The sequence below is a fragment of the Anaeromyxobacter dehalogenans 2CP-1 genome (assembly GCF_000022145.1).
GTDB lineage: Bacteria > Myxococcota > Myxococcia > Myxococcales > Anaeromyxobacteraceae > Anaeromyxobacter > Anaeromyxobacter dehalogenans.
This window is the reverse complement of sequence record NC_011891.1, coordinates 4,191,128-4,214,268: the sequence shown is the minus strand read 5'-3', so window position 1 is coordinate 4,214,268 and position 23,141 is coordinate 4,191,128. Positions and strand designations below refer to the sequence as shown.

Genomic DNA, 23,141 nt, shown 5'->3' with positions numbered 1-23,141 from the left:
CCGTTCCGGTTCCTTTCAACCCAGGCGCTTCATGCCCAGGACCACGTCGATCGACCGCGAGAGCACGCCGGCGAGCAGCGGCAGGCGGAGCACCGCCACGCCGCGCTCGCCCCAGCCGGCCGGCTCGGGCGGCTGGCGCGGCCGCACCGCCAGCACCGGCGTGCCCGGGCGGGCGCGCTCCAGGTGCGACAGCACCGACTCCACCGCCGCCACCGGGACCTCCGGGCAGGTCACCACCAGCGCGACCGGCATCTCGTCGATGGTCCGGTTCGCGGCGGCCGCCGTGGCGACGCGCAGCAGGCACAGGTCCTCGCGGCGGGCGAGGTCGGCGAACAGGTCCTCGCTCGCCGGCGTGGGGTGGGCGAGGAGCAGCACGGAGGGCGGCGGCGGGGCGGTCTGCATCGCGTCGTCCCACCCGAGAGCAGGAACCGCGCCACCGCGTCATTTCATCCGGAACGCCGGGAATCCGGGCGCTTGGCGCATCCGCAGGCGTCGGTGGGCGCCGGCCGCATCATGCCGATCCGGCATCCTCGGGCTCGAGGCCCCAGGCCGCGAGCTTGGTGTAGAGCGTGCGGAGCCCGATGCCGAGCGCACGCGCGGTCCGGGCGCGCGTGCCGTGGCGGCGGAGGGCCGCGAGCACGATTCGCCGCTCCGCCTCGGCGAGCGTCTCGTCGAGCGACACCTCGACCACCGCGCCGGCGGCCGGCGCGGGCGCGGCGACGGTCGAGGTCGGCGCGGGAGCCGCCGCGGTGCGCCGGGGCGCGGCGAGGCGCCGGGGCGCGGGGACCTCGCCGGCGGGCCGGCCGGCCAGCTCCAGGTCCTCGAGCTTCACCACCTCGCCGTTCGCGAGCACGCAGGCGCCCTCGACCGCGTTGCGCAGCTCGCGGACGTTGCCCGGCCAGTCCTGCTCCACCAGGCGCTGGATGGCCGCCGGCGCGATCCCGGCGATCTGCCCGCCGCTCCGCCGGTTGAAGTCGGCGATGAACGCGTGGACGAGCGCCGGGATGTCCTCGCGCCGCTCGCGCAGGGGCGGGACCACCAGCGTCACTACCTTCAGCCGGTAGTACAGGTCGTGGCGGAAGCGCCCGGCGGCGATGGCCTGCTCGAGGTCGCGGTTGGTGGCGGCCACGATGGAGAGGTCCACCTTCACCTTGCCGGTGCCGCCCACGCGCCGGAACTCGTTCCGCTCCAGCACGCGCAGCAGCTTCGCCTGCGTGGAGAGGTCCATCTCGGCGATCTCGTCGAGGAAGAACGTCCCGCCGTCGGCGAGCTCGAACAGCCCCCGCTTGCGCTCGTTCGCGCCGGTGAACGCGCCGCGCTCGTGCCCGAACAGCTCGTTCTCGAGGATGTCGCGCCCGAGCGTGGCGCAGTTCACCGGGACGAACAGGTGCTGCCGGCGCGGCCCGCGGTCGTGCAGCGCGTGCGCGACGATCTCCTTGCCGGTGCCGCTCTCGCCGAGCAGCAGGACGTTGCTCTTGTAGCGCGAGATCTTCTCGATGGCGGCGTGGAGCCGCCGCACCGCGGGCGAGGAGCCGTCCAGGCCGAGCAGCCGGCCCGGCGCGGCCGTGCGCGCGGGCCCGGGGCGCTCCAGCGCGCGGGCGAGGCGCCGCAGCAGCTCGCCGGCGGGGAACGGCGGCGGCAGGTAGTCGTCGGCGCCGAGCTGCATGGCGTCCACCGCCTCCTGGACCGTGCCGCTGCGCCCGAGCACCGTCACCGGCGCGCCGCCCAGCCGCTGCCCGGCGGCGGCGGCGAGCGTCGAGACCGCGGCGCTGCCCAGCGCCTGCTCCACGTAGACCGCCGCGAACCCGCCGCCCTCCAGCGCGGCGAGCGCGTCGTGCTCGCCCTCGACCACCGCGGGGGCGAAGCCCGCCCGCACCAGCGCCGCCGCGATCTCCGGCGCGCCGCCCGCCGCGACGACCAGGCAGGACCTTCCCGCGCCGAACGGCTCGGCCGCATCGCTCGCGCCCATGGGGCCTCCTGCCGCCCCTTCTACTGCCGATTCGGCACGTGATGCAAGAACGGCAGGCCAGCGCCCGCGGCGCGACCGGCCGGTCAGCGGCCGTCGTCGCGGAAGACGAGGATCTCCTCGCGGCCGAGGCGCAGCACCATGCCCGGGCCGAGCCCCTCGGTGCCCGCCACGCCCGGCCCGCCGAGCGTCTCGCCCGGCCCGGCCAGCGCCAGCACCCGCTCGACGCGGTCGGCCGCCTCGCCCAGCGCCACCAGCTCGGTGCCGTCGTGCACCGGCAGCGTCCCGGTGAGCAGCGGTCCGCGGTCCACCGCGGCGCGCACGTCGAGCGCCACCCCGAACGCGCGCACCGCGGCGCGGGCGGTGCGGGCGGCGCGGAGCGCGTGCAGCGGATCCTTCGGTCCCGGCGCGGGCATCCCGAACACCGCCAGGACGCCAGAGGCCGCCAGGCGGGCGGTGACGGCGCCCTCGTTGCTGGCGGCGCGCGCGGCGGCGTCGAGCGCGGCGCGGACCGCGAGCGCGTCGGCGGGGCGCCCGCGCCCGGTCGCCTGGATGGAGAGGCGCAGCACGGTGAGCGGGCGCGCGGCGAGCGCGTTCGGGTCGGCGCCGCCGGTGCGGAGCGCGGTGATCGCGGGCTCCGCGTCGCCGCGCAGCGTGGCGCGGGCCTCGGCGCGCGGGCGCGGCTCGGTGGGCGACTCGACGCGCGGCCGCTCCGGAGGGGACTCCTCGATCGGCTCGGCGGCCCGCTCGCCGTCGGCGACCCGCACCTCGGTGCGCCCGAACCGGAGCACCATGCCCGGCTCGATGCGCGCCTCGGCGATCCGGTCTTCACCCAGGAACGTGCCGTTGCGGCTCTCCAGGTCGATCACCCAGACGCCGTCCGCCCGCCGCTCGAACATGGCGTGCATGCTGGAGATCCACGGATCCTCGATCTGCAGGTGCGCCTCGGGCGACCGGCCCAGCACCGTCGGGATCTCCGGCAGCGCGAAGACGGCCCCGGCGCGGGAGCCATTCAGGATCACGAGATCGGCCAAGGTGCGTCCCCTCGGTGCAGCAGGCCTTCCATGATACCCTAGCCGTGACCCGCGCATGTCCGCCTCACGCCCGCCAGAATCGATCCCGCGGGGGGGTGACCCGACCGGCCCCGCGGCCGACGCGCTCGTGGGCCGTGTCTTCGGACAGCGATATCGCGTGCTGAGCCAGCTCGGCGAGGGCGGCATGGGGGCGGTCTACCTGTGCGAGCACTCGGTGCTGGGCCGGCGCTTCGCGGTGAAGGTGCTGCGGGGGGAGCGCGCCTCCGACGCGGAGCTCCGCGAGCGCTTCCGCAACGAGGCGCTCGCCGCGAGCCGCATCGGCCAGGAGAACGTGGTGGACGTGCTCGACTTCGGCGAGGAGACCGACGGCACGCTCTACTACGTGATGGAGGCGCTGGAAGGGCGGAGCCTCGGTGCCGTGCTGCGCGAGGACGGGCCGCTCCCGGTGGGCCGGGCGCTCGGCCTGCTCGACCACGTGTGCCGGGCGCTCGCCGCGGCGCACGCGCGCGGCGTGGTCCACCGCGACGTGAAGCCGGAGAACGTGTTCGTGGTGCGGGGGCCGGACGGCGTGGAGCGCGCAAAGGTGCTCGACTTCGGCATCTCGCACGTGGAGCAGCTCGGCCGCACGGACCGCATCACCCGCGCCGGCGCCATCGTCGGCACGCCCGAGTACATGGCGCCCGAGCAGGCGGTGGGCGGGCCGGTGGACCACCGCTCGGACGTCTACGCGCTCGGCGTCCTCGCGTACGAGATGCTCACCGGCGCGCTCCCCATCGTCGGCGAGAGCGCCATCGCGACGCTGGTCGCGCACCAGACGCAGGCGCCCGAGCCGCCGTCGCGCCGCCGGGCCGGGATCCCGCCGGAGGTGGACGCGCTGGTGCTGCGCGCGCTCGCGAAGCAGCCGGAGGGGCGCTTCGCGACCATGCTCGACTTCGCCGCGGAGGTGACGCGCATCCGGCTGTCGACGCTGGCCGGCGACTACGCGCGGCCGTCCTCCGCCGCGGCCACCGCGCGCTACGAGCTGCCCGGGGTGCTCCCCGTGCCGACGCACCCGTCCAGCGCCGGGCGTCCGGGCGGCGTTCCCACCGTGCGCGCCGGGACGCCGGCCCCTGCCGCCGATCGCCGCCGCCGGACGGCGCGGGCGGCCGCGGTGATCGGGCTCGCCGCCGCTGTGGGTGTGGCGGGGTGGTGGTGGGCGCGCGCGCGGGCGCCGCGGCCCGCCGACCCGCTGGCGGTCACCCCCGGCCTCCGGGTAGATCCACCCATCGTGCAGGACGCTCCACCCGTGCCGCCGCCGGACGCCTCGGCGCCGCCGCCCTCGACCGCCGCCGCCGCGGCGGCCGCCGCCCCCGCCGCCCCCGCCGCCCCCGCCGCCGCGCCCACGGTCGAGGACGCGCCCGCGGAGCCTGCGCGCCCGGTGCCCGCCGCGGCCCGCCGCCCGGCCGCCCCGCGCCTGCGCCCCGCGCCCGCCGATCCCTACTCCGACGATGGCGGGCTCAAGCCCGACCCCTTCCGATGACCCGACCCTGGCGCCTGCTCCCGCTCCTCGCCCTCGTCACCGCCTCGGCCGCCTCGATCCCCGCCGCCGCGCGCGCGGACGACGTGACGGAGGCGAGCGCGCACTTCCGCAAGGGCTCGGCGCTGTACCAGCAGCGGCAGTGGCGCGCCGCCATCGCCGAGTTCGACGCGGCGTACCGGCTGAAGCCGCACGGGGCCATCCACTTCAACGTGGCCCGCTGCCGCGAGCAGCTCCAGGAGTGGCCGGGCGCGCTGCGCAGCTACACCGATTACCTGCGGGAGGTGCCCGACGCGCGCGACCGGGCCGCGGTCCGCGCCGCCATCGGCCGCATCGAGGCGCGCCTCGCCGCGGCCGGCGTGCAGGCGCTGCTCGTGTACACCGATCCGCCCGGGGCCGAGGTCCGCATCGACGGCCGGCCGCGCGGCACCACGCCGTTCCACCTGACCCTGCCGCCCGGCCCGTACACGATCGCGCTCGCGCTCGAGGGCTACGCACCGGTGGAGCAGGCGGTGGAGGTCGGCGCGTCGGCGTCGCGGGTGGTGGAGGTGGTGCTCCAGCCCGGCTCCGCGCCCGCCCCGGCGCCGCCGGCCGCCCCGACCGTCCGCGCCTCGCCGCCCGCCCCGGGCGCGCCCGTCGCCGGCGCCGCTGCCCCGCAGCCGGGCCGCGCGACCGCGCTGCCGGGGGCCGCGCCCGCCCGCCCCGACCTGTCCGCCCGCGCGCCCGCCGCGCCGGTGCCGCTCACGCCCGCGCCGCAGGCCCGGCCGTCCCGGCACCGCGTGTACACCTGGGTCGCGGCCGGCGCCGCCGCCGCGGCGCTCGCCGCCGGCGCGCTCTACGGCCAGGCCGCGCAGCGCAAGCGCGATGCGCTGGTGGACGGCGCGCCGCACGACGACGCCTCCGCCCTGGCGCGCGACGCGCGCTCGAAGGCGCGGACCGCAAACGTGCTCTACGGCATCGCGGGGGCGGCCGGCGCCGCGGGCGTCACGCTGTTCTTCGTGGAGGGGACCTTCTGATGCGCCGCCTCGCCGTCGTGGCCGCCGCGCTCGCGCTCGCGGCCTGCCAGGTGGACGTGGAGGGCGCCGCGTGCCAGGTCCCCGGCGCCACCGCGCAGTGCCCCTCCGGCCAGGCCTGCGGCAACGACCTGCGCTGCAGCCGGCGCGCGGCCGCCTGCGAGGGCGGCGCGTGCACGCCGGGCCAGATGACGTGCTCCACCGCCGGCGACGTGGTGCGCTGCGACGGCACCGGCGACGCCGTGTGCGGCGGGACCTGGACGCGGGTGGCGGACTGCGGCGCGGGCGTCCTGTGCGGTCAGCGGACGCCGGACGCCGATCCGGAGTGCTACTGCCCGGACGCCGCCGGCGGCGAGCTCTGGGTGGACCCGGTGGCGGGCGGGCCGCAGGGCGAGCCGGCCCCGACCGGCGCGCGCGAGCCGGCGCAGTGCCGCTTCCGCGCGCTCTCCGACGCGCTGGTCCGGGCGGCCGAGGGCGGCGCGACCGCGGTGGTCGCGGCGGGCGCGGCCCCGGCGGTCTACCCGGTGGCCGCCGACCTGGTGATCCCGCCCGGCGTGACGCTGCGGGGCGACGACGCCCCGGCCGCGCCGGCCGGCCGGATCCTGGCGCTGGGCGACGGGGTCGTCGCGGCGGGCGTGACGCTCGGCGCCGGCTCGACGCTCGCCGGCGTCACCGTGCGCGACGACGCGGCGCCGGACGCGGCGGTCGCGGTCCGGACCGCGTGCGCCGCCGGCGATCCCGCCCGCGTGGCCGACGTCGCCGTGGCGGCGTCGCGCGAGGGCGGCGCGCTCGCGGCCGGGCTCCGCCTCGAGGGCGCCTGCCCGGTGACGCTGGAGCGCGTGACGGTCTCGGGCGCAGCGGGCCCGGGCGTGGCCGTGGCGCGCGAGGTCGCGGTGGGCGCCCCGGTCACCGCCGAGGACTCGGTGCTCCAGGGCAACGCGCAGGAGGGGCTGCGCCTCGCGCGCGGCGACGTCACGCTGCTCCGGGTGACCCTGGCCGCGAACGGCGGCGCCGGGCTGGTCGCCGCCGCGGGGGCGGACGGGCGCCTCACGATGGAGGGCTGCACCGTCCGCGACAACGGGGCCACCGGCGTGGTGCTCGAGGCGAACACCGCGCGCGTCTGGATCAGCGGGACGCGGATCTGCCGGAACGCGGCCGCCCCGCGCGGCGCGTTCACCACCAAGCGCGCGGTGGGCGGCCTGTACCTCGCCGGCAACCCGCCCGCGGGCACGCAGGCGGTGGGGTTCTCCGGGAACGCGCTCCACGGCAACGCCGGCGACCAGGTGCTGGTCTCGGGCAGCGTGACGGCGTGGCACCTCGATGGCGGCGCCGACGCCTGCGGGGCCGGGCGCAACGTGTTCGGCGAGTACGCGCCGTCGCCGGCCCGCGGCCTGGTGGCCGACTCCGCGGTGGTCACCGCGCGCTGGAACGGGTGGGCGGGCCTCGTGCCGGCGCCCGGGACCGACTACGAGGCGGTCACCGGCGTGAGCGCCGCGTCGGTGGACGCCTCCACGTACTGCGACCCGCCGGCCGCGGCCGAGCTGATCTGCGAGTAGCGCCGGGCCGCGGGCGCTAGACGGTCCGCCGCCGCGGCGTCATCACCATCCCCGCGATCACGAGCAGCACGATCGCCCCCACCAGGCTGCCGATGAACCCGGCGGTCTGGAACGAGGTGCCGGGCGAGCCCGCGAACGCGGACGCGACCAGCCCGCCGATGATCGAGCCGGCGATGCCGAGCAGGGTGGTCATGACGAACCCGAAGCTCTGCTTTCCGGGCACCACCGCGCGCGCGATGAGCCCGATGACGAACCCGAAGACGATCCAGGCGATGATCCCCATTGAACTGCCTCCCGGCGCAAAGGTAGGCCCGACGCCGACGCCGGTGCTTGCCCGCTCCGGCATGGCGCGGGCGGGCGCGCGGGCGGGCGCACCTCGACCGTGGGTACGGGCGCTTCCTTGACTCCCCGATCCCCCGCCGAGTAGCGTCGGCTCGCGCCATGTCCCTCCGCCTCTCCCCCGCTCGCGCGCTCCTGCCGGCGCTCCTGGTGACCGCGTGCGCCGCCGGCGGCCAGCTCCGGGCCGACGTGCGCGCGGTCCGGGCCGAGCTGGTGGAGGCCCGCGGCGCGGGGGCCGAGCGCTGCGCCGCGGACGAGCTGTCCGACGCGGAGGCGAGCCTGGAAGAGGCCGAGCGGCGGCTGGGGCGGGGCGAGGACGCGGCGGCCCGCGCCCGGGTGGAGGCCGCCGGGCGCAGCGCCCGGCGCGCGCGGGAGCTGGCCCGGACCTGCGCCGCCCCGCAGGTCACCATCCGCAAGGGCGAGCCCGCGGCGCGGGTGATCATCGAGAAGACCGACGGCGACCGTGACGGCGTCCCGGACCTGGACGACCGCTGCCCCGATGCGCCCGGCCCGTCCACGCTCCAGGGGTGCCCGGACGCGGACGGCGACGGCATCGGCGACGCCGAGGACGCGTGTCCGGCGGAGGCGGGGCCGGCCGAGACGCTCGGGTGCCCGCCGGCGAAGGACTCCGATGGCGACGGCGTCCCCGACGAGATCGACCGGTGCCCGCTCGATCCCGAGGACGCCGACGGGTTCCAGGAGGAGGACGGCTGCCCGGATCCGGACGACGACGGTGACGGCATCGTGGACCGCGTGGACGCCTGCCCGCACGACCAGGGGCCGCTCGAGAACCGCGGCTGCCCCGTGATGGACGCGGACGGCGACGGGGTGGCCGACCCGGACGATCGCTGCCCCGAGCAGGCCGGCGTCGCCGCCGACGGGTGCCCGCGGGCGTACCGGCTCCTCGAGGTGGGGCGGGACCGGATCGCGCTGCGCGAGCCGGTGCGCTTCGGCGCGCGCGACGACCTGCTGCCGTCGAGCGCGGTCCTGCTCGACGAGCTGGCGCAGGCGCTGCGCGACCGCCCGCGGCTGCGGGTCGCGGTCGAGGTCCACACCGACGGCGCCGGCGAGGCGGCCGCGAGCAAGCGGCTGAGCCAGGCGCGCGCCGAGGCGGTGCGGGCGGCGCTGGCCGGGCGCGGGATCGAGGCGGAGCGGGTGGAGGCGAAGGGGTTCGGGGCCGAGCACCCCATCGCCTCCAACAAGACGGCGCGCGGGCGCGCCCAGAACCGGCGCACCGAGATCAGGATCCTCCCCGGCGGGTGAAGGCGAGAGGGACGCATGGCGCAGTTCGAGATCTTCGTGCCGGCCACCCCGCCCGCGCAGGCGGCGGACGTGGTGGTGCTCCTCGAGGCGGACAGCTGGCTCGGGGCGCTCCGGGCCGGCGTGGCGCGCATCGGCGGCCGCCACCCGGCGAACGTCCTCTGCGACGTGCGTCCGGGCGGCGTCATCCACGTCACCGACCCGGAGACCGGCCGCGCCTTCCGGATCCAGGAGCTGCCCGAGGCGGCGGTCCGCCCGGCGCGCACGCCGCCGCCGGGGTCCCCGCCCGCGCCTGCGCGGCCGCGGCGGCCGGCCCGCGACGAGATCACCGAGAAGCTGCCGCTCCCCGGCGCGGCGCGGCGCGGGGAGCCGCCGCCGCCCCGCCGGCCGCCTGCGCCCATCGGCCGCGAGCCGGCGCCGCGCTCCTCCTCCACCGACGCCCTGCTCGCCGGGCTGACGCGGCGGGCGGCGGCGCTGCCCGGCGTCGCCGCCGAGGCCGGCGGCGGGCTGGGCGCGCTGCTCGACCTGGCGCTCGAGCTGACCGGCTGCGAGGCCGGGTCGGTGTTCCTGCTGCGGCCCGGCGAGCGCGAGCTCTCGTTCGCCGTCGCGCGCGGCCCCGCCGCCGGAGCGATCCTCCGGCGCGGCGTGCGGGTGCCGGTCGGCGCCGGCGTGGTGGGGTTCTGCGTGCAGGAGAACGTGGCGCTCGCGGTGTCCGACGTGCGCCAGGACCCGCGCTTCGACGACGCGGTGGCCCGCGCGGCCGGCTACGAGGCCCGCTCGCTCCTGTGCACGCCCATCGCCCGCGGCGGCCGGGTGCTGGGCGCGATGGAGGTGATGAACAAGCGGGGCGGCGAGCTGTTCGACCAGCAGGACGTGGCGGTGCTGGCGCTCCTCGCGGACCACGCGGCGGCGCGCCTGGGCGCCTGATCAGTCTGCGTCCTCGGGCAGCTCCGCCTCGCCCTTGGTCAGCTCGCGCATGACCACGGTGGCGTACGCGCCGCGGGGCAGCTCGAACGCCGCCCGGTACCCGTCCTCCAGCGGCTCGAGCGCGACCTCCACCCGCAGCCGCGCCGCGCGGCGGGTGCCCTCGGCCTCGCCGCCGCCGCGCGCGAAGTCGGCGAGCGCGATCCCCTCGGCCTCGAGCAGCCGCGCCTCGCGGGCCCCGGCCTCGCCGGCCGCCAGGCGCAGCGCGTGCCCGAACATCGGGCCGGCCGGCGAGATCTCGAACCGCTCCACCCGCGGCCCGTCCGCGGCGGGGTCCTCGCAGGTGAACAGCCCGCCGGTGTCGAGCTTCTTCATCGCGTCGCCGGCCAGCGCCGCCGCGAACAGCCCGTCCGCCATCCGCTCCGCCAGCCAGCGATTGAACAGGAGCGACTGGTAGGCGGAGAGCGAGAGCCGGCGCAGGAAGCGATCCCGCGCGGCGCGGCCGGCCTCCGGGGTCCGCTCGCCGGTGACGAGCGCGCGCCCCACCGCCGCGTTGCGCCCGGCGGCGCCGAAGCGCTGCGGCCCGAAGAAGTTGGGGAGCCCCCGCGCCGCGAGCGCGCCGGCGCACTCCCGGGCCCGCCCCAGATCGCCGCCGCGCACCGCCAGCGTGAAGCGGTTCGCGCGCACGTGGCCGGTGCGGAGCTTGTTCTGGTGGCGCGAGGCCTCCAGCACGCGCAGGCCCGGCGCGGCGAGCGCGGCCGGGTCGGGATCGCGCGCCACCGGGAACGAGAGCCACTGCGTGGTGACCGCGTCCTTGTCCTTCAGCCCGGCGCAGCCGGCGTCGCGCTCGGGCACGCCCAGCGCCCGCGCCAGCTCGCGCACCGCGTCGCGGGAGGTGCGCCCGCGCTTCTCCACGCGGAGGTACAGGTGCGGGCCCGCGCCGGACGGCAGGTAGGCGGGCACCTCGTCCACCCGGAAGTCCTCGGGGGCGCGGCGCAGCGCGCCTCCGGAGCCGGGCAGGTCGGCGGTGACGAAGGGGAGGTCGGTCATGCGGAGGGGAGGAGCGCCTCGACGCGCGCGAGGCCGCGCCGGAGCGACGCCCCCAGGGCGCGCTCCGCCGCGCGCTCCAGGCGGTCGCCGGCGGCGAAGAGGTGGAAGAAGAGCAGCTCGCGGAGCGCCTCGAACAGCACCCGCGCGCGATCGCCGGACGGGTGGAGCCGGGCGGCGGCGGCCGGGGCCAGCGCGCCCACGTTCGCGGCCAGCGCGGCCGGGTCGAGCGCGCCGTCATCGGCGTGGCCCACGTGCGCCCAGACCGGCGCCCACGCCGCCGCGCCGTCCGCGAGGAACCCGCGCACCGCGGCGCGCAGCGCCGGCCGGCCCGCCTCCGGCACGGCGGCGGTCACCTCGCGCAGGAGCGTGTTCATGGCCTCCGCGAGCTCCGCCAGGCGCGCCGCCTCCGGGGCCGGCTCCGCGGCCGCGTCGGCCTCCACCGCGACGTGGCCCGCCTCGGCGAGGTGGTAGAGGAGCTTCGTCGCCTCGAACTCGTCCAGGTGCGCGGCCATGGCCAGCTCGGCCACGGTGCGGCTCCCGTCCACCAGCTCGAGCAGGGCGCGCTCCGGCGGCTGGAGCGCGGCCGCGCGGCGCGGGCGGCGCCGGCGCACGCGCGCCCGGGGCCCGGGGATGCGGGCGCGGAAGAGCGCCAGCTCGTCCATGCGCCGGGCGCCGTCCATGAGCAGCGCCTGCGTGCTCACCGTGAGCGCGGCGGCGGCGCGCTCCGGCAGCTCCTCGTCCATGAGCACGAACGTGCCGCGGCCGGCGAGCAGGATGGCCTGGAACACCACCGTGGCCTGCTCGTGGAGGCAGTTCCACAGGTCGGCCGCGGAGAGCGCGCCCGCGTCGAGCAGCGCCTTGCCCACCGGCCGCCCCGAGCGCAGCGCCTCGCGCGCCTGCGCCTCCCCCACCAGCCCGAGCCGCACGGCGATCTCGCCCAGCCGCTCGCCGGCCGCGCTGGAGCGGGCGCCGCGCACCTCGCCCTCCTGGAACGCCAACGAGCGCTCCACCCCGCCGGACGACACGGTGAGGATCCCGGTGAGCCGCGACTGGTGCAGGAACGCCATCAGGTCGCCCAGCGGGAAGCCGTCCAGGTCGCCGGCCAGCAGGCAGCGCGGGCGGGCGGCCGCGGTCCCCGTGGCCGGGGTGCGGCGCGCCAGCAGCAGGTCGGGCGCGGAGGGCAGGAGCACGAAGCGCCCGGCGCGGTCGGCGAGCGCGCGCCGGACCTCGTCGGTCTGGGGGACCAGCCGCCCGTGGGCGTCGATGTCGACGAGGAGGGTCAGTCCTTCTCCCAGCCCTGGTGCTGCTGCCACTCCTCCTCGTCCTCCAGCGCGTGCAGCAGCATCGCGGGCGAGAAGTCGGGCAGGGCCAGGTAGCGGCCGTTCAGGAACAGCGTGGGCGTGCCGCGAAGCCCGGCGGCGCGCGCCTCCGCCTGCGAGGCGCGGATCTTGTCCAGGTACTTCCGGCTGGCGAGCGCGTCGCGGAGGTCGCCCGCGTCGCCGCCCGCCTCGCGCGCGGCCGCCGCGATCGCGTCCACGTCGAGCGGCGCCGCCGCCTCGAACAGCGCGTCGTGCAGCGGCCAGAAGATGCCCTGGTCGCGCGCCCATTCGCCGGCCTGCGCCGCCTCCAGCGCGCCGGGGTGCGCCTCGATGGGGAACGGCTTGAAGACGAGCTTCACGCGGCCGGGGTGCTCCTCCACGAAGCGCTCCAGCGCCGGGCGGAGACCCCGGCAGAACGGGCAGGTGAAGTCGGAGAACTCCAGCAGCGTGACGGGCGCCGCCGGGTCGCCGAGCGGCGGGCCGAAGCCGTCGGTGGCGAGCGCCATGCGGCGGTCGAACGAGGCGTAGTAGTCGTCCACCAGGCCCGGCAGGGCCGAGGGGCCGGCGCCGGCCGCGACCAGGCGCGCCGCGAGGCGAGCCATGCGCGCCGCGTGCTTGCACGGCTGGTGGGTGCGCAGGCAGCTCGTGACCGTGTGCGGGCAGCCGCAGTAGCAGAACGCCCGCGAGGCCCAGTCGCGCACGATGGCGCGCTGCTCCGGGGTGAGGTCGTCGAGGTCCACGCCGGCGAGCGGGTCGGCGGTGGCGGCGGGGGCGGCGCCGGCGGGGGCGGCGGCGGCGGGGGCGCCCGGTGCGGGCGCGGCGGTCTTGCAGGCGGGCAGGCCGGCGAGGCCGAGGGCCGCGAGCGCGGCGAGGAGGATCGAGCGGGAGACGGTCATGGAGGGAGCCCCGGGGAGCGCGGTCGCGGGATTCTAGTACGACCCGCCCGCGGGGTGGGCGCCGCACGCTTTGAACGTGGCACGGCCCCCATGGTCTGCTTAGACAGGACCGGCCTTGGAACGCGAGCAGCCGACGAGGGAGCGGGGGACCATCCGCAAGGAGCCCGGCGGGCGCCTGGGCGTCGCCCTCGTGTACCCGAACGCCTACCGGCTCGGGATGGCGAACCTGGGCTTCCACGCGGTGTACCGGCTGTTCAACGCCGACCCGGGGGCCGCCTGCGAGCGGGCCTTCCTGCCGGAGGACGGGGGCGAGCCGCGGACGGTCGAGTCCGGCCGGCCGCTGCGCGACTTCGACGTGGTGGCGTTCTCGCTCTCGTTCGAGGACGACGACGCCCACGTCCTCGAGCTCCTCGACCGCGCCGGCCTGCCGCTCCGCAGCGCGGACCGCGACGAGCGCCACCCGCTCGTGCTCGGGGGCGGCATCGCGGTGCAGATCAACCCCGAGCCCCTGGCGCCGTTCTTCGACGCGTTCCTGGTGGGCGAGGGCGAGGAGCTGGTCGGGCCGTTCCTGGCGCTCGCCCGCGCCGCGCGCGAGGAGCGGCCCGCCCGCGCCGAGCTGCTCCGGCGCGTGGCGCAGCTGCCCGGCGGCTACGTGCCCGGGCTGTACGACGTCGAGTACTCCGACACGCGGGATGCGCGCGACGCCTGGGTCACCCGCTTCGCGCCGCGCGAGGGCGCGCCGGAGCGCGTGCGGCGCTGCTACGTCCCCGATCTCCGCCAGGTGCCCACCTCGCGGGTGGTGGACAGCCCCGACGCGCAGTTCGGCGACCTGTTCCTCACCGAGGTGGCGCGCGGGTGCCTGTGGGGGTGCCGGTTCTGCGCGGCCGGCTTCGTGCAGCGCCCGTACCGCGAGGTGGACCTGGAGCGGCTCCGCGCCGAGGTGCGCGAGGGGATCGCCCGCGGCCAGCGCATCGGGCTCATCGGCCCGGACACGAGCGACTACACCGGCCTCGACGCGCTCACCTGCTTCATCGGCGAGCAGGGCGGCACGTTCAGCCCGTCGTCGCTGCGCGTGGACGCCATCACCGGGCCGCTCGCCCGGCGCATGGCCGAGGGCGGCGAGCGGTCGATCACCATCGCGCCCGAGGCCGGCACCGAGAAGATGCGCCGGGTGATCAACAAGGACTTCACCGACGACCAGATCGTCCAGGCGGCGGAGAACGCGCTCTCGCAGGGGATGCAGCACGTGAAGATGTACTTCATGTGCGGCCTGCCCGGCGAGACCGACGACGACGTGCTCGGGATGGCGCGGATCGCGGTGCGCATCCGCGAGGAGGTGATGCTGCCGTGGGCCCGCAAGCGCGGGCGCATGGGACGCATCTCGCTCTCGGTGAACCCGTTCGTGCCGAAGCCGTGGACGCCGTTCCAGTGGCTGCCCATGCACGACCGCAAGTGCCTGGAGGCGAAGCGCAAGCTGCTGGAGCGGACGCTGAGGCCGCTCGGCATCGACGTGGACTTCTTCAGCCCGCGCGAGGCGTACCTCCAGACGCTGCTCTCGCGCGGCGACCGGCGGGTGGCGGACCTGCTCGAGCTGGCGCACCGCGAGACCGGCGGCGACCTGCGCAAGGCGCTGGCGCGCTGGCCGCACGATCCGGACTTCTTCGTGCTGCGCGAGGCCGGCGTCGAGGAGACGCTGCCCTGGGACTTCATCGACCAGGGCCTCGAGAAGCGGTTCCTGGCCCGCGAGCTCCGCCGCGGCGTGGGCTCGAAGCTCACGCCCAAGTGCGCGGTGGACACCTGCCGCGCCTGCGGCCTCGACTGCGCCGATCACCCCGAGCTCGAGCCGGCGGTGGTGCAGCTGGCCGCGCCGGCCCGCCCTTCCTGACCGGCGCCCGCCCCGGGCCCGCGGACGGGCCCGGAGCGGACCATCGGATCAGGGCGCGGCGCTGGTGCCGGTGATCGGGAGCTCCAGCGGGAGCGGGATGGGGGCATCCACGATCCAGTCCACCTCGCTCGGCGCGTAGGGGTCCGCCTCGCTGCCCGCCGTGAGCGTCACCGACGCGCCCACGCCGCAGGTGAACCCGCCGAGCCGCGCCACCATCCGGCAGGGCCCCACGCTGCCCACCGGGCAGCGCGTCCCGCACGCGCTGGCTGCGTTGCACGGCTGGTACGTGAACTCGAGGCCGCGGCCGTCCGGGTAGGCGTCGAGCCCACGGTAGGCGGCGGAGATCTTGGAGGGGGCGCGCACCGCGACGGCGTAGGAGGTGGCCGCCGGGAGCAGGTTCAGGTTCACGTCCGCGGCGTAGACCGCGTAGGTGGCGCGCGAGGGCGGGTCGCCGGCGGTGAGCGTGAACGGCGCCGCCGGGGCGGTCGGCGTGCACGCCCCCTCGCCGGCGGCGGGGAGCGCCGCCCAGCGGGTGCCGAGCAGGCCCGCGCCGCCCGGCGCGGGGACGGCCGGCAGCGGGGCGCCGGTGAACAGCACCACCGTCTGCGTCCAGATCTTCGTGAGCGCGTCCCAGCGCCCGTTCGCCGCGGTCCAGTCGCCCGAGCCGTCCACGTCCACGAACGCCTCGCCGGGATCGTGCTGCCCGTCGTCGTCGGCGTCCACGAACGGCTCGGGCAGATCCACGAACGGCTCACCCGCGCCGTGGCGGCCGTCGCCGTCGAGGTCGGTGAACGCCTCCTCTCCGTCGGCGACCGCGATCACCGCGACGAGCCCGTCGCGCGGGTTGTGGGTGCGCGTGCCGCAGGCGTCGGCGTAGGTCACCGACGGCTCGTCCGGGCGCGGCGCCACGTCCTCGGGCAGGTAGCCGCCCAGCGTCGCGAACAGGCCCGACGCGAGGCCGAGGTCCCGCTGGGCGGACGGGTCCATGCCGGGCTGGTACGCGGGCGTGGTGCGCGCCACGGCGGCGCGGCTCGCCTCCGAGAGGAACGTCACCGCGGTCTCGCGCCCGAGCACGTTCTGGTAGCGGTCCTGCAACACCGCGACGCAGGTGAACGCCGCGTCCACCAGCGACGCGCCGCAGTCCGTGGCGGCGAGCGCCTCCACGTTGTGGGGGCTGCACACCAGCGTGAACGCGCCGGCGCTGGCGCGCGCGCCGACCACGGCCACACCGGGCTGGAGCAGGGCCGAGCGGGTCTGGCCGCCGGCGGTGGCGGTCGCGGTCACCGTGAGCGTGCCGGCCACCGTGCCGGACTGCAGCGTGACGCGGGCCTGGCCGAGCGTGTCCGGCGGGGCGCCGCCGGACATGATCGCGGTGTGCACCGCGCTGCACGCCGGGCCGGGCACGGCGCACGGCATCGCGCCGTGCAGGTCGGAGCCGCCCAGCCGCGGGTGCTCCAGGTAGACCTCCAGGCCGTCCGGGTAGGCGAGGCCGTCGTCGCCCGTCAGGGTGAACGTGACCGCGTTCGCCTCGTTCCAGCCGGAGTCGCGAACGCCCATCACCGGGTAGGCCGGCGCGGGCTGGGCCGAGATCTGCGCCAGCGCCGGCATGCGCACCGACGCGGTGGTCTCGACCGGTGCGGCCGCCAGCCGGGCGGTGAGGAGCGCGGTGCCGCCCTGCGCGGCGGAGACGAAGGTGGCCGCCGCCACGCCGGCGCCGTCCGTGATCACGGTCACGGTCGCGGCCGGGCCGGCCTCGGCCCGGAACGCGCCCAGCGTGGTGGACAGCACCACCTGCTCGCCGGCCGCGGGCACGCCGTCGCGCGCGAGCGTCACCGTGACGGCGGTGGTGGCGCGGCCGTCGGCCGGGATGCGGGTGCGCGCCGGGGCGAGCCCGAGCGCCACGCCGGAGGCGAGGTCGGTGCAGCGGCGGTTGCGGCAGGCCCAGCGCGCGCCGGCGGCCGCGTCGCACGCCTGCCCGTCGCAGGCGGCCTCGGCGCAGTCCACCAGGCCGTCGCAGTCGTCGTCGAGCCGGTTCGCGCAGGAGACCTCGGCCGTCTCGGTGGCGTCGCAGGCGACCGGCGCGCAGGCGCCGCCCGCGCACGCGCCCGCCCGTCCGTCGGCGGTGGCGCAGGTGGCGCCGCCGCAGTCGGCGTCCTCGCAGTCCACCCGGCCGTCGCAGTCGTCGTCCCGCCCGTCGCCGCAGGCGACCTCGCTGGCCGACGCGGGCGTGCAGACGCACGCGCCCTGGGCGCAGGCGCCCACCGCGCCGCCCGCGGCCAGGCAGCGGCGCCCGGCGCACCCGGTGTCGGCGCAGTCCACCCCGCCGTCGCAGTCGTTGTCGCGCGCGTCGTCGCAGGCGGTCTCGCCGCCCGCCTGCCCGGCGTCGGGCGTGCACGTGCACGCGCCGCCGGCGCAGGTCCCCACCGCCCCGGTGCCGGTGCGACAGGTCGCGCCCGCGCACTCGGCCGCGGCGCAGTCCGCCGCCGGGTTGCCGGCGTCCGGCACGCCGTTGTCGCAGACCTCGGCGCCGACGAACGTGACCTGCGCCAGGCCGTACGCCAGCGACGCGTCGGAGGCGGTCACCGACACCGGCCCCCAGCACGCCGGGTCGAGGCGCTGGTCGCAGGTGACGAGCGTGAGGTCGCCCTCGGCCGCGGCGAGCGTGGCGGTGCTGGTGCCGGTGCCGAGGAACGTGCCGCGGCTCGCCACCACCGCGACCGGTCCCTTGCCGGCGCGCACGTGGACGGTGACCGTCGCCGCACCGTCCGCCTTCACGAGCGCCGGCGTGGCGGAGACCGTCACCGGCAGGGCGACCGGGGTGTCGTCGCCGCCGCCACCGGAGCAGGCGGCCGCCGCGAGGAGCAGGGCGAGCATGGGACGGCGGGTGGGCTTCATGGAGGGCTCCGGTCGGCGAGGGTGGCGGAGGCCGGCCTTCGCCGGCGGTGACTGCGACTTCTGGTGAACGTGCTCCACACCACGGAACGCCGGCGCGCGCGGACGTGACCGGAAGTGGAGGCCGGGCGCGCGCGTCCGGACGCGGCGTGCGGGTCCGGCCGGCCACCCGCGGGGTTCACCTCGGGTGCGCGGCGACCCCTGCGGCGCCGCGGCGCGCGTGCGCGGGCGGCCGGCGTCGGGGTATGTAGGGCGCGTGGACGAGCGCGAGGCGATGCAGGAGGCGCTGGGGCTGGCGCGCGAGGCGGCGGCCCGCGGCGAGGTGCCGGTCGGCGCGGTGGCGCTGTTCGAGGGCCGCGTGGTCGGCCGCGGCGCGAACGCCCGCGAGGCGGCGCGCGATCCCACCGCCCACGCCGAGCTCCTCGCCATCCAGGAGGCGGCGCGCACCCTCGGGCGCTGGCGCCTCACCGGCGTGACGGTGGTGGTGACGCTCGAGCCCTGCGCCATGTGCGCCGGCGCCATGGTGCTCGCCCGGATCGACCGGCTCGTCTACGGGGCGAGCGATCCCAAGGCCGGGTGCACCGGCTCGCTCCAGGACCTGTCCGCCGACCCCCGGCTGAACCACCGCTTCCCGGTGGAGCGCGGCGTGCTGGCCGAGGAGTCCGGCGAGCTCCTGAGAGCCTTCTTCCGGGCCCGCCGGGGCGCCGGGAACGGAAACGGCAACGGCGGCGAGGGGTAGCCAAGCCTTCCCCCTTGGCACGCCCCGGGAGATCGGTTAAACCCGCCCGCGGAGAGCTGGCCGAGCTGGTCGAAGGCGCCTGACTCGAAATCAGGTGTACCGGCAACGGTACCGGGGGTTCGAATCCCTCGCTCTCCGCCAATTTGGACCACGACTGCGGGCTCGCTCGCTGCGGCGAGAACAGACGAGGCCGGAGCCGAGGTCAGGGGAGAGGCATAGAGAGCTCCCGAGAAGACATCACGGGGCCCGTTCGGCCCCACCGCCAGGGAGGGAGCAGAGCACTCCCTGGAGAGTTGGAAGCGGTAACCTCAGCGAGCGCAGGCCCACGCGGTAGCGTGGGCCGTAGCGAGCAGGGGGGCTGGGGGAGCGCAGGCTCCCCTGGCGAAGCACAGGGGAGCCGAGCATTCCCCCAGGTATAAGGAGAGGTGACCGAGCGGTTGAAGGTGCACGACTGGAAATCGTGTGTACCGGGAACGGTACCGTGGGTTCAAATCCCACCCTCTCCGCCAGCATTGCAGGTCCCAGGACGTTAAGGAGTTGGGACCCGCGAGCCGGCGTCACGCCGGGCGAGCCGGCCCAGAATCCTCGGGCGACGTGGGGGCCATCGAACCCCGCCAGGCCCGGAAGGGAGCAACGGTAGGTGGTCCTCCGTGCGCCCGGGGATTGTGGGCCGGCTTTTTTTGCTGGAAGGTGAGGCGCGCCACGCCCCCGCGGTGACCGATCCCAATGGCTTACCTCGTCCTCGCCCGCAAGTACCGGCCGCAGCGCTTCGGCGAGATGTCCGGCCAGGAGCACGTGGTCCGGACGCTGTCGAACGCGCTCAAGACCGGCCAGCTCGCCCACGCCTTCCTGTTCACCGGGCCGCGCGGCGTCGGCAAGACCACCACCGCCCGCCTGGTCGCGAAGGCGCTCAACTGCGAGAAGGGCCCGACGGCCGAGCCGTGCGGCGTCTGCACGCCCTGCGTCGAGATCGCCGAGGGCCGCGCGGTGGACGTGGTGGAGATCGACGCCGCGTCCAACAACGGCGTGGACAACGTCCGCGACATCGTCGAGGCGGTGAAGTACCGGCCGGCCCGCGACCGCTTCAAGGTGTTCGTGGTGGACGAGGTCCACATGCTGTCGCAGGGCGCGTTCAACGCGCTCCTGAAGACGCTGGAGGAGCCGCCGCCGCACGTGAAGTTCGTGCTGGCCACCACCGACGTCCACAAGGTCCCCGAGACCATCCTCTCGCGCTGCCAGCGCTTCGACTTCCGGCGGCTGACCCTTCAGCAGATCGCCGACCAGCTCGCCAAGGTCGCGGCGGAGGAGGGGATGCGGCTCTCCCCGGCCGCGCTGGCGCTGGTGGCTCGGCAGGCCGAGGGCGGCATGCGCGACGCGCTGTCGCTGCTCGACCAGGTGCGGGCCGCCTGCGGCGACGCGCCCGGCGACGACGCGGTGGCGGAGGCGCTCGGCGCGGTGGACGCGGCCGCGGTGTCGCGCATCGCGGGGGCGCTGGTCGGCCGCGACGGCGCCGCGCTGCTGCGCGAGATCGAGGCGCTCCACGACCGCGGGCTCGAGGTGAAGCGGCTCGCCGAGGAGCTGGTCCGGCACCTGCGCAACGTGGTGGTGGCGAAGCTCGTGCCGCAGGCGCCCATCGACCTGCCCGACGCGGAGCTCGCTGAGGTGCGCGCGCAGGCGGCGGCCGCCGACGCGGCGCAGCTCACGCGGCTGTTCGATCTGGCGCAGCGCGCCGTGGTGGACGTGAAGCTCGCCGAGCAGCCGCGCTACGCGCTCGAGGTCGCGCTGCTGGAGGGCGTGTTCCTCGCCCCCGGCGCGCAGGTCTCCGAGCTGGTCGCGCGCGTCGAGGCGCTCGCCCGCGGCGCGCCGCTCCCGCCGCCTCGCGCCGCCGGCCCGGCCACGCCGGCCGCGCCCGCCGCGCCGCCCTCCGGCTCCGCGCCGCCGGCCCCGCCCGCCGCGCCGACCCGCGGCGCCGCCGCCGCCTCCGGCTGGCGCGACCTCCCCGCCTTCGGGACGCCCGGGTGCGCCGCCGGCTCGGCGCCCGCCCAGCCCGAGCCCGAGCCCAGGCCCGCGCCGCCGGCGCCCGCCGCGCCCGCGGCCGACCCCGGCGCGGCCGCGAGCGCCGCCGATCGCTGGCGCGCGGTGGTGGAGCAGGTGGAGCAGGAGAGCCCGACCGCGGCCGCGTCGCTCAAGCAGGCGGCGCTGCTCGGCCTCGGCGAGGGCGAGGTGCGCGTCCAGCTCCCGCCCGGCTTCCACGCGCAGAGCGCGGAGCGGAAGCGCGGCGACATCGAGGCCGTGTTCGGCCGCTTCTTCGGCCGTCCCACCCGCCTGGCGCTAACCGTGGCCGCCCTGCCGGCGGCGCCCGCCGCGGCGGCGGCGCCCCCCGGCGCGGCCGCGCCGTCGATCGCCGCGAGCGACGCCGCCGAGCGGACGGCCCGCTCGGCCCGGGTGCGCGAGACCGCCCGCGCCCACCCCAACATCCAGGAGGCCGTCCGCGTGCTGGACGGCGCCATCGACCGGATCGAGGAGCTGTGATGGACATCCAGTACCTGATGCGCCAGGCCAAGAAGCTGGAGAAGGCCATGGCGGACGCGAAGGAGAAGCTCGCCGAGATCGCCGTCGAGGCCGAGAGCGGCGGCGGGCTCGTCAAGGTCGCCATGAACGGAAAGTGCGAGATCACCCGGCTCACGGTGGACCCGAAGGCCGTCGACCCGAACGACAAGGCGCTGCTCGAGGACCTCGTCACCGCGGCGGTGAACGCGGCGGTGGAGAAGGCGCGCACGGCGGCCGACGAGTCGATGAGCAAGGCCACCGGCGGCATCAAGATCCCGGGCATCGCCGGCTGATCGATGGCCGTCGCGGATCCCATCGCGCGCCTGGTGAAGGAGCTGGCGAGGCTCCCCGGCATCGGGGAGAAGACCGCGCAGCGCCTGGCGTTCCACATCCTCAAGGCCGGCGCCGGCTACGCCGGCGACCTCGCCGCCGCGATCGCCGGCGTGGTGCGGGACGTGCGGCTCTGCTCGACCTGCCAGACGCTCACCGACCAGGACCCCTGCGCGATCTGCCGCGACCCGGAGCGCGACCCCCGGACGCTGTGCGTGGTGGAGGGCGTGCCGGACCTGCTGGCGGTGGAGCGCACCCACGAGTTCCGCGGCCGCTACCACGTGCTCCACGGCGCGCTCTCGCCGCTCGACGGCGTGGGCCCGTCCGACCTGAAGATCCGCGAGCTGCTGGTGCGCCTCGAGCGCGAGCCGGCCGACGAGATCGTGGTGGCGACGAACCCGGACGTCGAGGGCGAGGCCACCGCGCTCTACCTGACGAAGCTCCTGAAGCCGATGGGGCTCAAGGTCACCCGCATCGCCCAAGGTGTTCCCATGGGCGGGGATCTCGAATACGCTGATCAGGTGACGCTGGCCCGCGCGCTGGCCGGCCGCCGCGAGCTCTGAGCGCGACGGGCGCCGGTCCCGGGCCGCGCCGCATCGCCTCCCCGGTGCGATATCGCGCTACACGCGCCGGCCCCGATTGAACGCGGCACGGTTCCCTGGTATTCGCCCATCACTCGGATCTTCGCGGAGAGCGACGGCCCATGAATTCCGGCTTGGTGATGTACGAGGAGGAGTTCCGGCTCATCGCCGGGATCTGCGACCGGCTCACGCGCGACGCGAACGCCAAGGTCGTCTTCCTCGTCGACAAGAACGGCCAGCTCATCGCGTCGAGCGGGCAGGCGCAGAACCTGGACACCACCTCGCTCGCGTCCCTCACCGCGGGTAACGTCGCGGCCATGGGCGGCCTCGCCAAGCTGATCGGCGAGAAGGAGTTCCCGAACCAGTTCCACGAGGGCGAGAAGGAATCGCTCCACATGAGCATCGTGGGCGGCCGGGTGGTGCTGGTCGTCATCTTCGACGCGAAGAGCTCGCTCGGGCTCGTGCGCCTCCGGGTGAAGAAGGCCGGGGAGGAGCTGGCCCGCGTCTTCGACGCGCTGGCCAGGAAGCAGGCCGCGCCGGGCGCGGCGAGCCCGTTCGCCGAGATCACCGACGACGACATCGACAATCTGTTCAGCGAGTGATCATGAGCTTCATCAACTACAGCTCGCGCGAGATCAACTGCAAGATCGTCTACTACGGGCCCGGCCTGTGCGGGAAGACGACCAACCTCCAGTACGTCTACGCGAAGACCAACCCCGACGCGAAGGGGAAGATGATCTCGCTCGCCACCGAGACCGAGCGGACCCTCTTCTTCGACTTCCTCCCGCTGTCGCTGGGCGAGATCCGCGGCTTCAAGACCCGCTTCCACCTGTACACGGTGCCGGGCCAGGTGTTCTACGACGCCTCCCGCAAGCTGATCCTGAAGGGCGTGGACGGCGTGGTGTTCGTGGCCGACTCGCAGATCGAGCGCATGGAGGCGAACCTCGAGTCGGTCGAGAACCTCCGCGTGAACCTGGCCGAGCAGGGCTACGACCTGAACAAGATCCCGTACGTCGTCCAGTACAACAAGCGCGACCTGCCCAACACCGCCACCGTGGACGAGCTCCGCCGCCTGCTCAACCCGCGCGGCGTGCCGGAGTTCCAGGCCGTCGCGCCGACCGGCGTGGGCGTGTTCGACACGCTGAAGTCGGTCGCGAAGCTGGTGCTCACCGAGCTGAAGAAGGGCGGGTAGCCCGCACCCGCACCCGCGCGCCCGCGCGCAGCGACCCGAGCGCCGCGACGCGCGCGGCCGACGTGCGCCCGCGCGGGCCGCGCGCCCCCCAGCGGACAC

The 23,141-nt window shown here is 76.8% G+C and carries 20 protein-coding genes, 2 tRNA genes and 1 other RNA gene; 15 read left to right on the top strand and 8 right to left on the bottom strand.

The genetic code is table 11. The features are described 5' to 3' along the window. Positions 1 to 15: 15 nt before the first annotated feature. The 3 genes from A2CP1_RS19115 to A2CP1_RS19105 all read right to left on the bottom strand — a co-directional run bounded on the left by A2CP1_RS19115 (position 16) and on the right by A2CP1_RS19105 (position 3,000). Positions 16 to 402: a hypothetical protein gene (locus A2CP1_RS19115; protein ID WP_011422700.1), complete on the bottom strand. Its 387-nt coding sequence runs from the start codon at positions 400 to 402 to the stop codon at positions 16 to 18. A 109-nt stretch (positions 403 to 511) separates the two neighbouring features. Continuing rightward, the gene (locus A2CP1_RS19110) at positions 512 to 1,969 is read right to left on the bottom strand and encodes a sigma-54-dependent transcriptional regulator (RefSeq protein WP_015934871.1); all 1,458 of its coding nucleotides are present in this window, start codon (positions 1,967 to 1,969) and stop codon (positions 512 to 514) included. Positions 1,970 to 2,052: 83 nt separating this feature from the next. Continuing rightward, complete coding sequence (locus tag A2CP1_RS19105) at positions 2,053 to 3,000, bottom strand: FHA domain-containing protein (RefSeq protein ID WP_015934870.1); 948 nt, start codon at positions 2,998 to 3,000, stop codon at positions 2,053 to 2,055. Between the two features lie 157 nt (positions 3,001 to 3,157). Between A2CP1_RS19105 and A2CP1_RS19100 the strand changes: the two genes are divergently transcribed. From A2CP1_RS19100 to A2CP1_RS19090, 3 genes are read left to right on the top strand one after another with little or no spacing between them, the layout of a single operon-like run. After that, positions 3,158 to 4,519: a serine/threonine-protein kinase gene (locus A2CP1_RS19100; RefSeq protein ID WP_245529843.1), complete on the top strand. Its 1,362-nt coding sequence runs from the start codon at positions 3,158 to 3,160 to the stop codon at positions 4,517 to 4,519. After that, positions 4,516 to 5,532, top strand: coding sequence for a PEGA domain-containing protein (locus tag A2CP1_RS19095; protein ID WP_015934868.1), 1,017 nt, complete (start codon positions 4,516 to 4,518; stop codon positions 5,530 to 5,532). The genes A2CP1_RS19100 and A2CP1_RS19095 overlap by 4 nt, the downstream gene beginning before the upstream one ends. Then, on the top strand, positions 5,532 to 7,085 hold the full coding sequence (locus A2CP1_RS19090; protein WP_015934867.1) for a right-handed parallel beta-helix repeat-containing protein: 1,554 nt from the start codon (positions 5,532 to 5,534) through the stop codon (positions 7,083 to 7,085). The genes A2CP1_RS19095 and A2CP1_RS19090 overlap by 1 nt, the downstream gene beginning before the upstream one ends. A 16-nt stretch (positions 7,086 to 7,101) precedes the next feature. Here A2CP1_RS19090 and A2CP1_RS19085 read toward each other — a convergent pair whose 3' ends face one another. Continuing rightward, a complete protein-coding gene (locus tag A2CP1_RS19085; RefSeq protein ID WP_015934866.1) occupies positions 7,102 to 7,368 on the bottom strand; it encodes a GlsB/YeaQ/YmgE family stress response membrane protein in 267 nt (88 codons plus the stop codon). Between the two features lie 158 nt (positions 7,369 to 7,526). On the opposite strand from A2CP1_RS19085, the gene A2CP1_RS19080 reads away from it, so the two are divergent. Then, the gene (locus tag A2CP1_RS19080) at positions 7,527 to 8,687 is read left to right on the top strand and encodes an OmpA family protein (RefSeq protein ID WP_015934865.1); all 1,161 of its coding nucleotides are present in this window, start codon (positions 7,527 to 7,529) and stop codon (positions 8,685 to 8,687) included. 15 nt (positions 8,688 to 8,702) lie between these two features. Continuing rightward, complete coding sequence (locus A2CP1_RS19075) at positions 8,703 to 9,611, top strand: GAF domain-containing protein (protein ID WP_015934864.1); 909 nt, start codon at positions 8,703 to 8,705, stop codon at positions 9,609 to 9,611. On the opposite strand, the gene truD is transcribed toward A2CP1_RS19075, so the two are convergent. From truD to A2CP1_RS19060, 3 genes are read right to left on the bottom strand one after another with little or no spacing between them, the layout of a single operon-like run. Next, a complete protein-coding gene (truD, locus tag A2CP1_RS19070; RefSeq protein WP_015934863.1) occupies positions 9,612 to 10,658 on the bottom strand; it encodes a tRNA pseudouridine(13) synthase TruD in 1,047 nt (348 codons plus the stop codon). Continuing rightward, entirely contained in the window at positions 10,655 to 11,971 is a 1,317-nt protein-coding gene (locus A2CP1_RS19065) for a DUF4388 domain-containing protein (RefSeq protein ID WP_015934862.1), read from the bottom strand. The genes truD and A2CP1_RS19065 overlap by 4 nt, the downstream gene beginning before the upstream one ends. Continuing rightward, positions 11,938 to 12,873: a DsbA family protein gene (locus A2CP1_RS19060; protein WP_015934861.1), complete on the bottom strand. Its 936-nt coding sequence runs from the start codon at positions 12,871 to 12,873 to the stop codon at positions 11,938 to 11,940. Before A2CP1_RS19060 ends, A2CP1_RS19065 begins: the two co-directional genes overlap by 34 nt. 115 nt (positions 12,874 to 12,988) lie before the next feature. On the opposite strand from A2CP1_RS19060, the gene A2CP1_RS19055 reads away from it, so the two are divergent. Next, positions 12,989 to 14,758: a radical SAM protein gene (locus A2CP1_RS19055; RefSeq protein WP_015934860.1), complete on the top strand. Its 1,770-nt coding sequence runs from the start codon at positions 12,989 to 12,991 to the stop codon at positions 14,756 to 14,758. Positions 14,759 to 14,806: 48 nt separating this feature from the next. Here the strand turns inward: A2CP1_RS19055 and A2CP1_RS19050 are convergent, their stop codons facing one another. Beyond that, positions 14,807 to 17,653 carry an Ig-like domain-containing protein gene (locus A2CP1_RS19050; protein WP_015934859.1) on the bottom strand — a complete coding sequence of 949 codons (2,847 nt, stop codon included), beginning with the start codon at positions 17,651 to 17,653 and terminating at the stop codon, positions 14,807 to 14,809. A 253-nt stretch (positions 17,654 to 17,906) separates the two neighbouring features. On the opposite strand from A2CP1_RS19050, the gene tadA reads away from it, so the two are divergent. From tadA to A2CP1_RS19010, 9 genes are all read left to right on the top strand, one after another. Next, on the top strand, positions 17,907 to 18,389 hold the full coding sequence (gene tadA / locus A2CP1_RS19045; protein WP_280959881.1) for a tRNA adenosine(34) deaminase TadA: 483 nt from the start codon (positions 17,907 to 17,909) through the stop codon (positions 18,387 to 18,389). 50 nt (positions 18,390 to 18,439) lie between these two features. Next, positions 18,440 to 18,530, top strand: a tRNA-Ser gene (locus A2CP1_RS19040). 278 nt (positions 18,531 to 18,808) lie between these two features. Next, positions 18,809 to 18,898: transfer RNA gene (locus tag A2CP1_RS19035), tRNA-Ser, on the top strand. Positions 18,899 to 18,966: 68 nt separating this feature from the next. After that, positions 18,967 to 19,060, top strand: an RNA gene (ffs, locus tag A2CP1_RS23070) — signal recognition particle sRNA small type. Positions 19,061 to 19,115: 55 nt separating this feature from the next. Further along, entirely contained in the window at positions 19,116 to 20,921 is a 1,806-nt protein-coding gene (gene dnaX / locus A2CP1_RS19030) for a DNA polymerase III subunit gamma/tau (protein ID WP_015934857.1), read from the top strand. Beyond that, positions 20,921 to 21,232: a YbaB/EbfC family nucleoid-associated protein gene (locus tag A2CP1_RS19025; RefSeq protein ID WP_015934856.1), complete on the top strand. Its 312-nt coding sequence runs from the start codon at positions 20,921 to 20,923 to the stop codon at positions 21,230 to 21,232. Before dnaX ends, A2CP1_RS19025 begins: the two co-directional genes overlap by 1 nt. Before the next feature lie 3 nt (positions 21,233 to 21,235). Further along, positions 21,236 to 21,832 (top strand): recombination mediator RecR, encoded by a 597-nt coding sequence (gene recR, locus A2CP1_RS19020; protein ID WP_015934855.1) that lies wholly within the window; start codon positions 21,236 to 21,238, stop codon positions 21,830 to 21,832. 140 nt (positions 21,833 to 21,972) lie between these two features. Next, complete coding sequence (locus A2CP1_RS19015) at positions 21,973 to 22,452, top strand: roadblock/LC7 domain-containing protein (protein ID WP_011422682.1); 480 nt, start codon at positions 21,973 to 21,975, stop codon at positions 22,450 to 22,452. Positions 22,453 to 22,454: 2 nt separating this feature from the next. Further along, positions 22,455 to 23,042 (top strand): GTP-binding protein, encoded by a 588-nt coding sequence (locus tag A2CP1_RS19010; protein ID WP_011422681.1) that lies wholly within the window; start codon positions 22,455 to 22,457, stop codon positions 23,040 to 23,042. Positions 23,043 to 23,141: the final 99 nt, after the last annotated feature.

Excerpts from the sequence above, each read along its gene's own strand:
- A2CP1_RS19115 (WP_011422700.1), bottom strand. The coding sequence starts at position 402 with ATGCAGACCGCCCCGCCGCCGCCCTCCGTGCTGCTCCTCGCCCACCCC.
- A2CP1_RS19110 (WP_015934871.1), bottom strand. The coding sequence starts at position 1,969 with ATGGGCGCGAGCGATGCGGCCGAGCCGTTCGGCGCGGGAAGGTCCTGC.
- A2CP1_RS19095 (WP_015934868.1), top strand. The coding sequence starts at position 4,516 with ATGACCCGACCCTGGCGCCTGCTCCCGCTCCTCGCCCTCGTCACCGCC.
- A2CP1_RS19090 (WP_015934867.1), top strand. The coding sequence starts at position 5,532 with ATGCGCCGCCTCGCCGTCGTGGCCGCCGCGCTCGCGCTCGCGGCCTGC.
- A2CP1_RS19085 (WP_015934866.1), bottom strand. The coding sequence starts at position 7,368 with ATGGGGATCATCGCCTGGATCGTCTTCGGGTTCGTCATCGGGCTCATC.
- A2CP1_RS19080 (WP_015934865.1), top strand. The coding sequence starts at position 7,527 with ATGTCCCTCCGCCTCTCCCCCGCTCGCGCGCTCCTGCCGGCGCTCCTG.
- A2CP1_RS19075 (WP_015934864.1), top strand. The coding sequence starts at position 8,703 with ATGGCGCAGTTCGAGATCTTCGTGCCGGCCACCCCGCCCGCGCAGGCG.
- truD (WP_015934863.1), bottom strand. The coding sequence starts at position 10,658 with ATGACCGACCTCCCCTTCGTCACCGCCGACCTGCCCGGCTCCGGAGGC.
- A2CP1_RS19060 (WP_015934861.1), bottom strand. The coding sequence starts at position 12,873 with ATGACCGTCTCCCGCTCGATCCTCCTCGCCGCGCTCGCGGCCCTCGGC.
- A2CP1_RS19050 (WP_015934859.1), bottom strand. The coding sequence starts at position 17,653 with ATGAAGCCCACCCGCCGTCCCATGCTCGCCCTGCTCCTCGCGGCGGCC.
- dnaX (WP_015934857.1), top strand. The coding sequence starts at position 19,116 with ATGGCTTACCTCGTCCTCGCCCGCAAGTACCGGCCGCAGCGCTTCGGC.
- A2CP1_RS19025 (WP_015934856.1), top strand. The coding sequence starts at position 20,921 with ATGGACATCCAGTACCTGATGCGCCAGGCCAAGAAGCTGGAGAAGGCC.
- recR (WP_015934855.1), top strand. The coding sequence starts at position 21,236 with ATGGCCGTCGCGGATCCCATCGCGCGCCTGGTGAAGGAGCTGGCGAGG.
- A2CP1_RS19015 (WP_011422682.1), top strand. The coding sequence starts at position 21,973 with ATGAATTCCGGCTTGGTGATGTACGAGGAGGAGTTCCGGCTCATCGCC.
- A2CP1_RS19010 (WP_011422681.1), top strand. The coding sequence starts at position 22,455 with ATGAGCTTCATCAACTACAGCTCGCGCGAGATCAACTGCAAGATCGTC.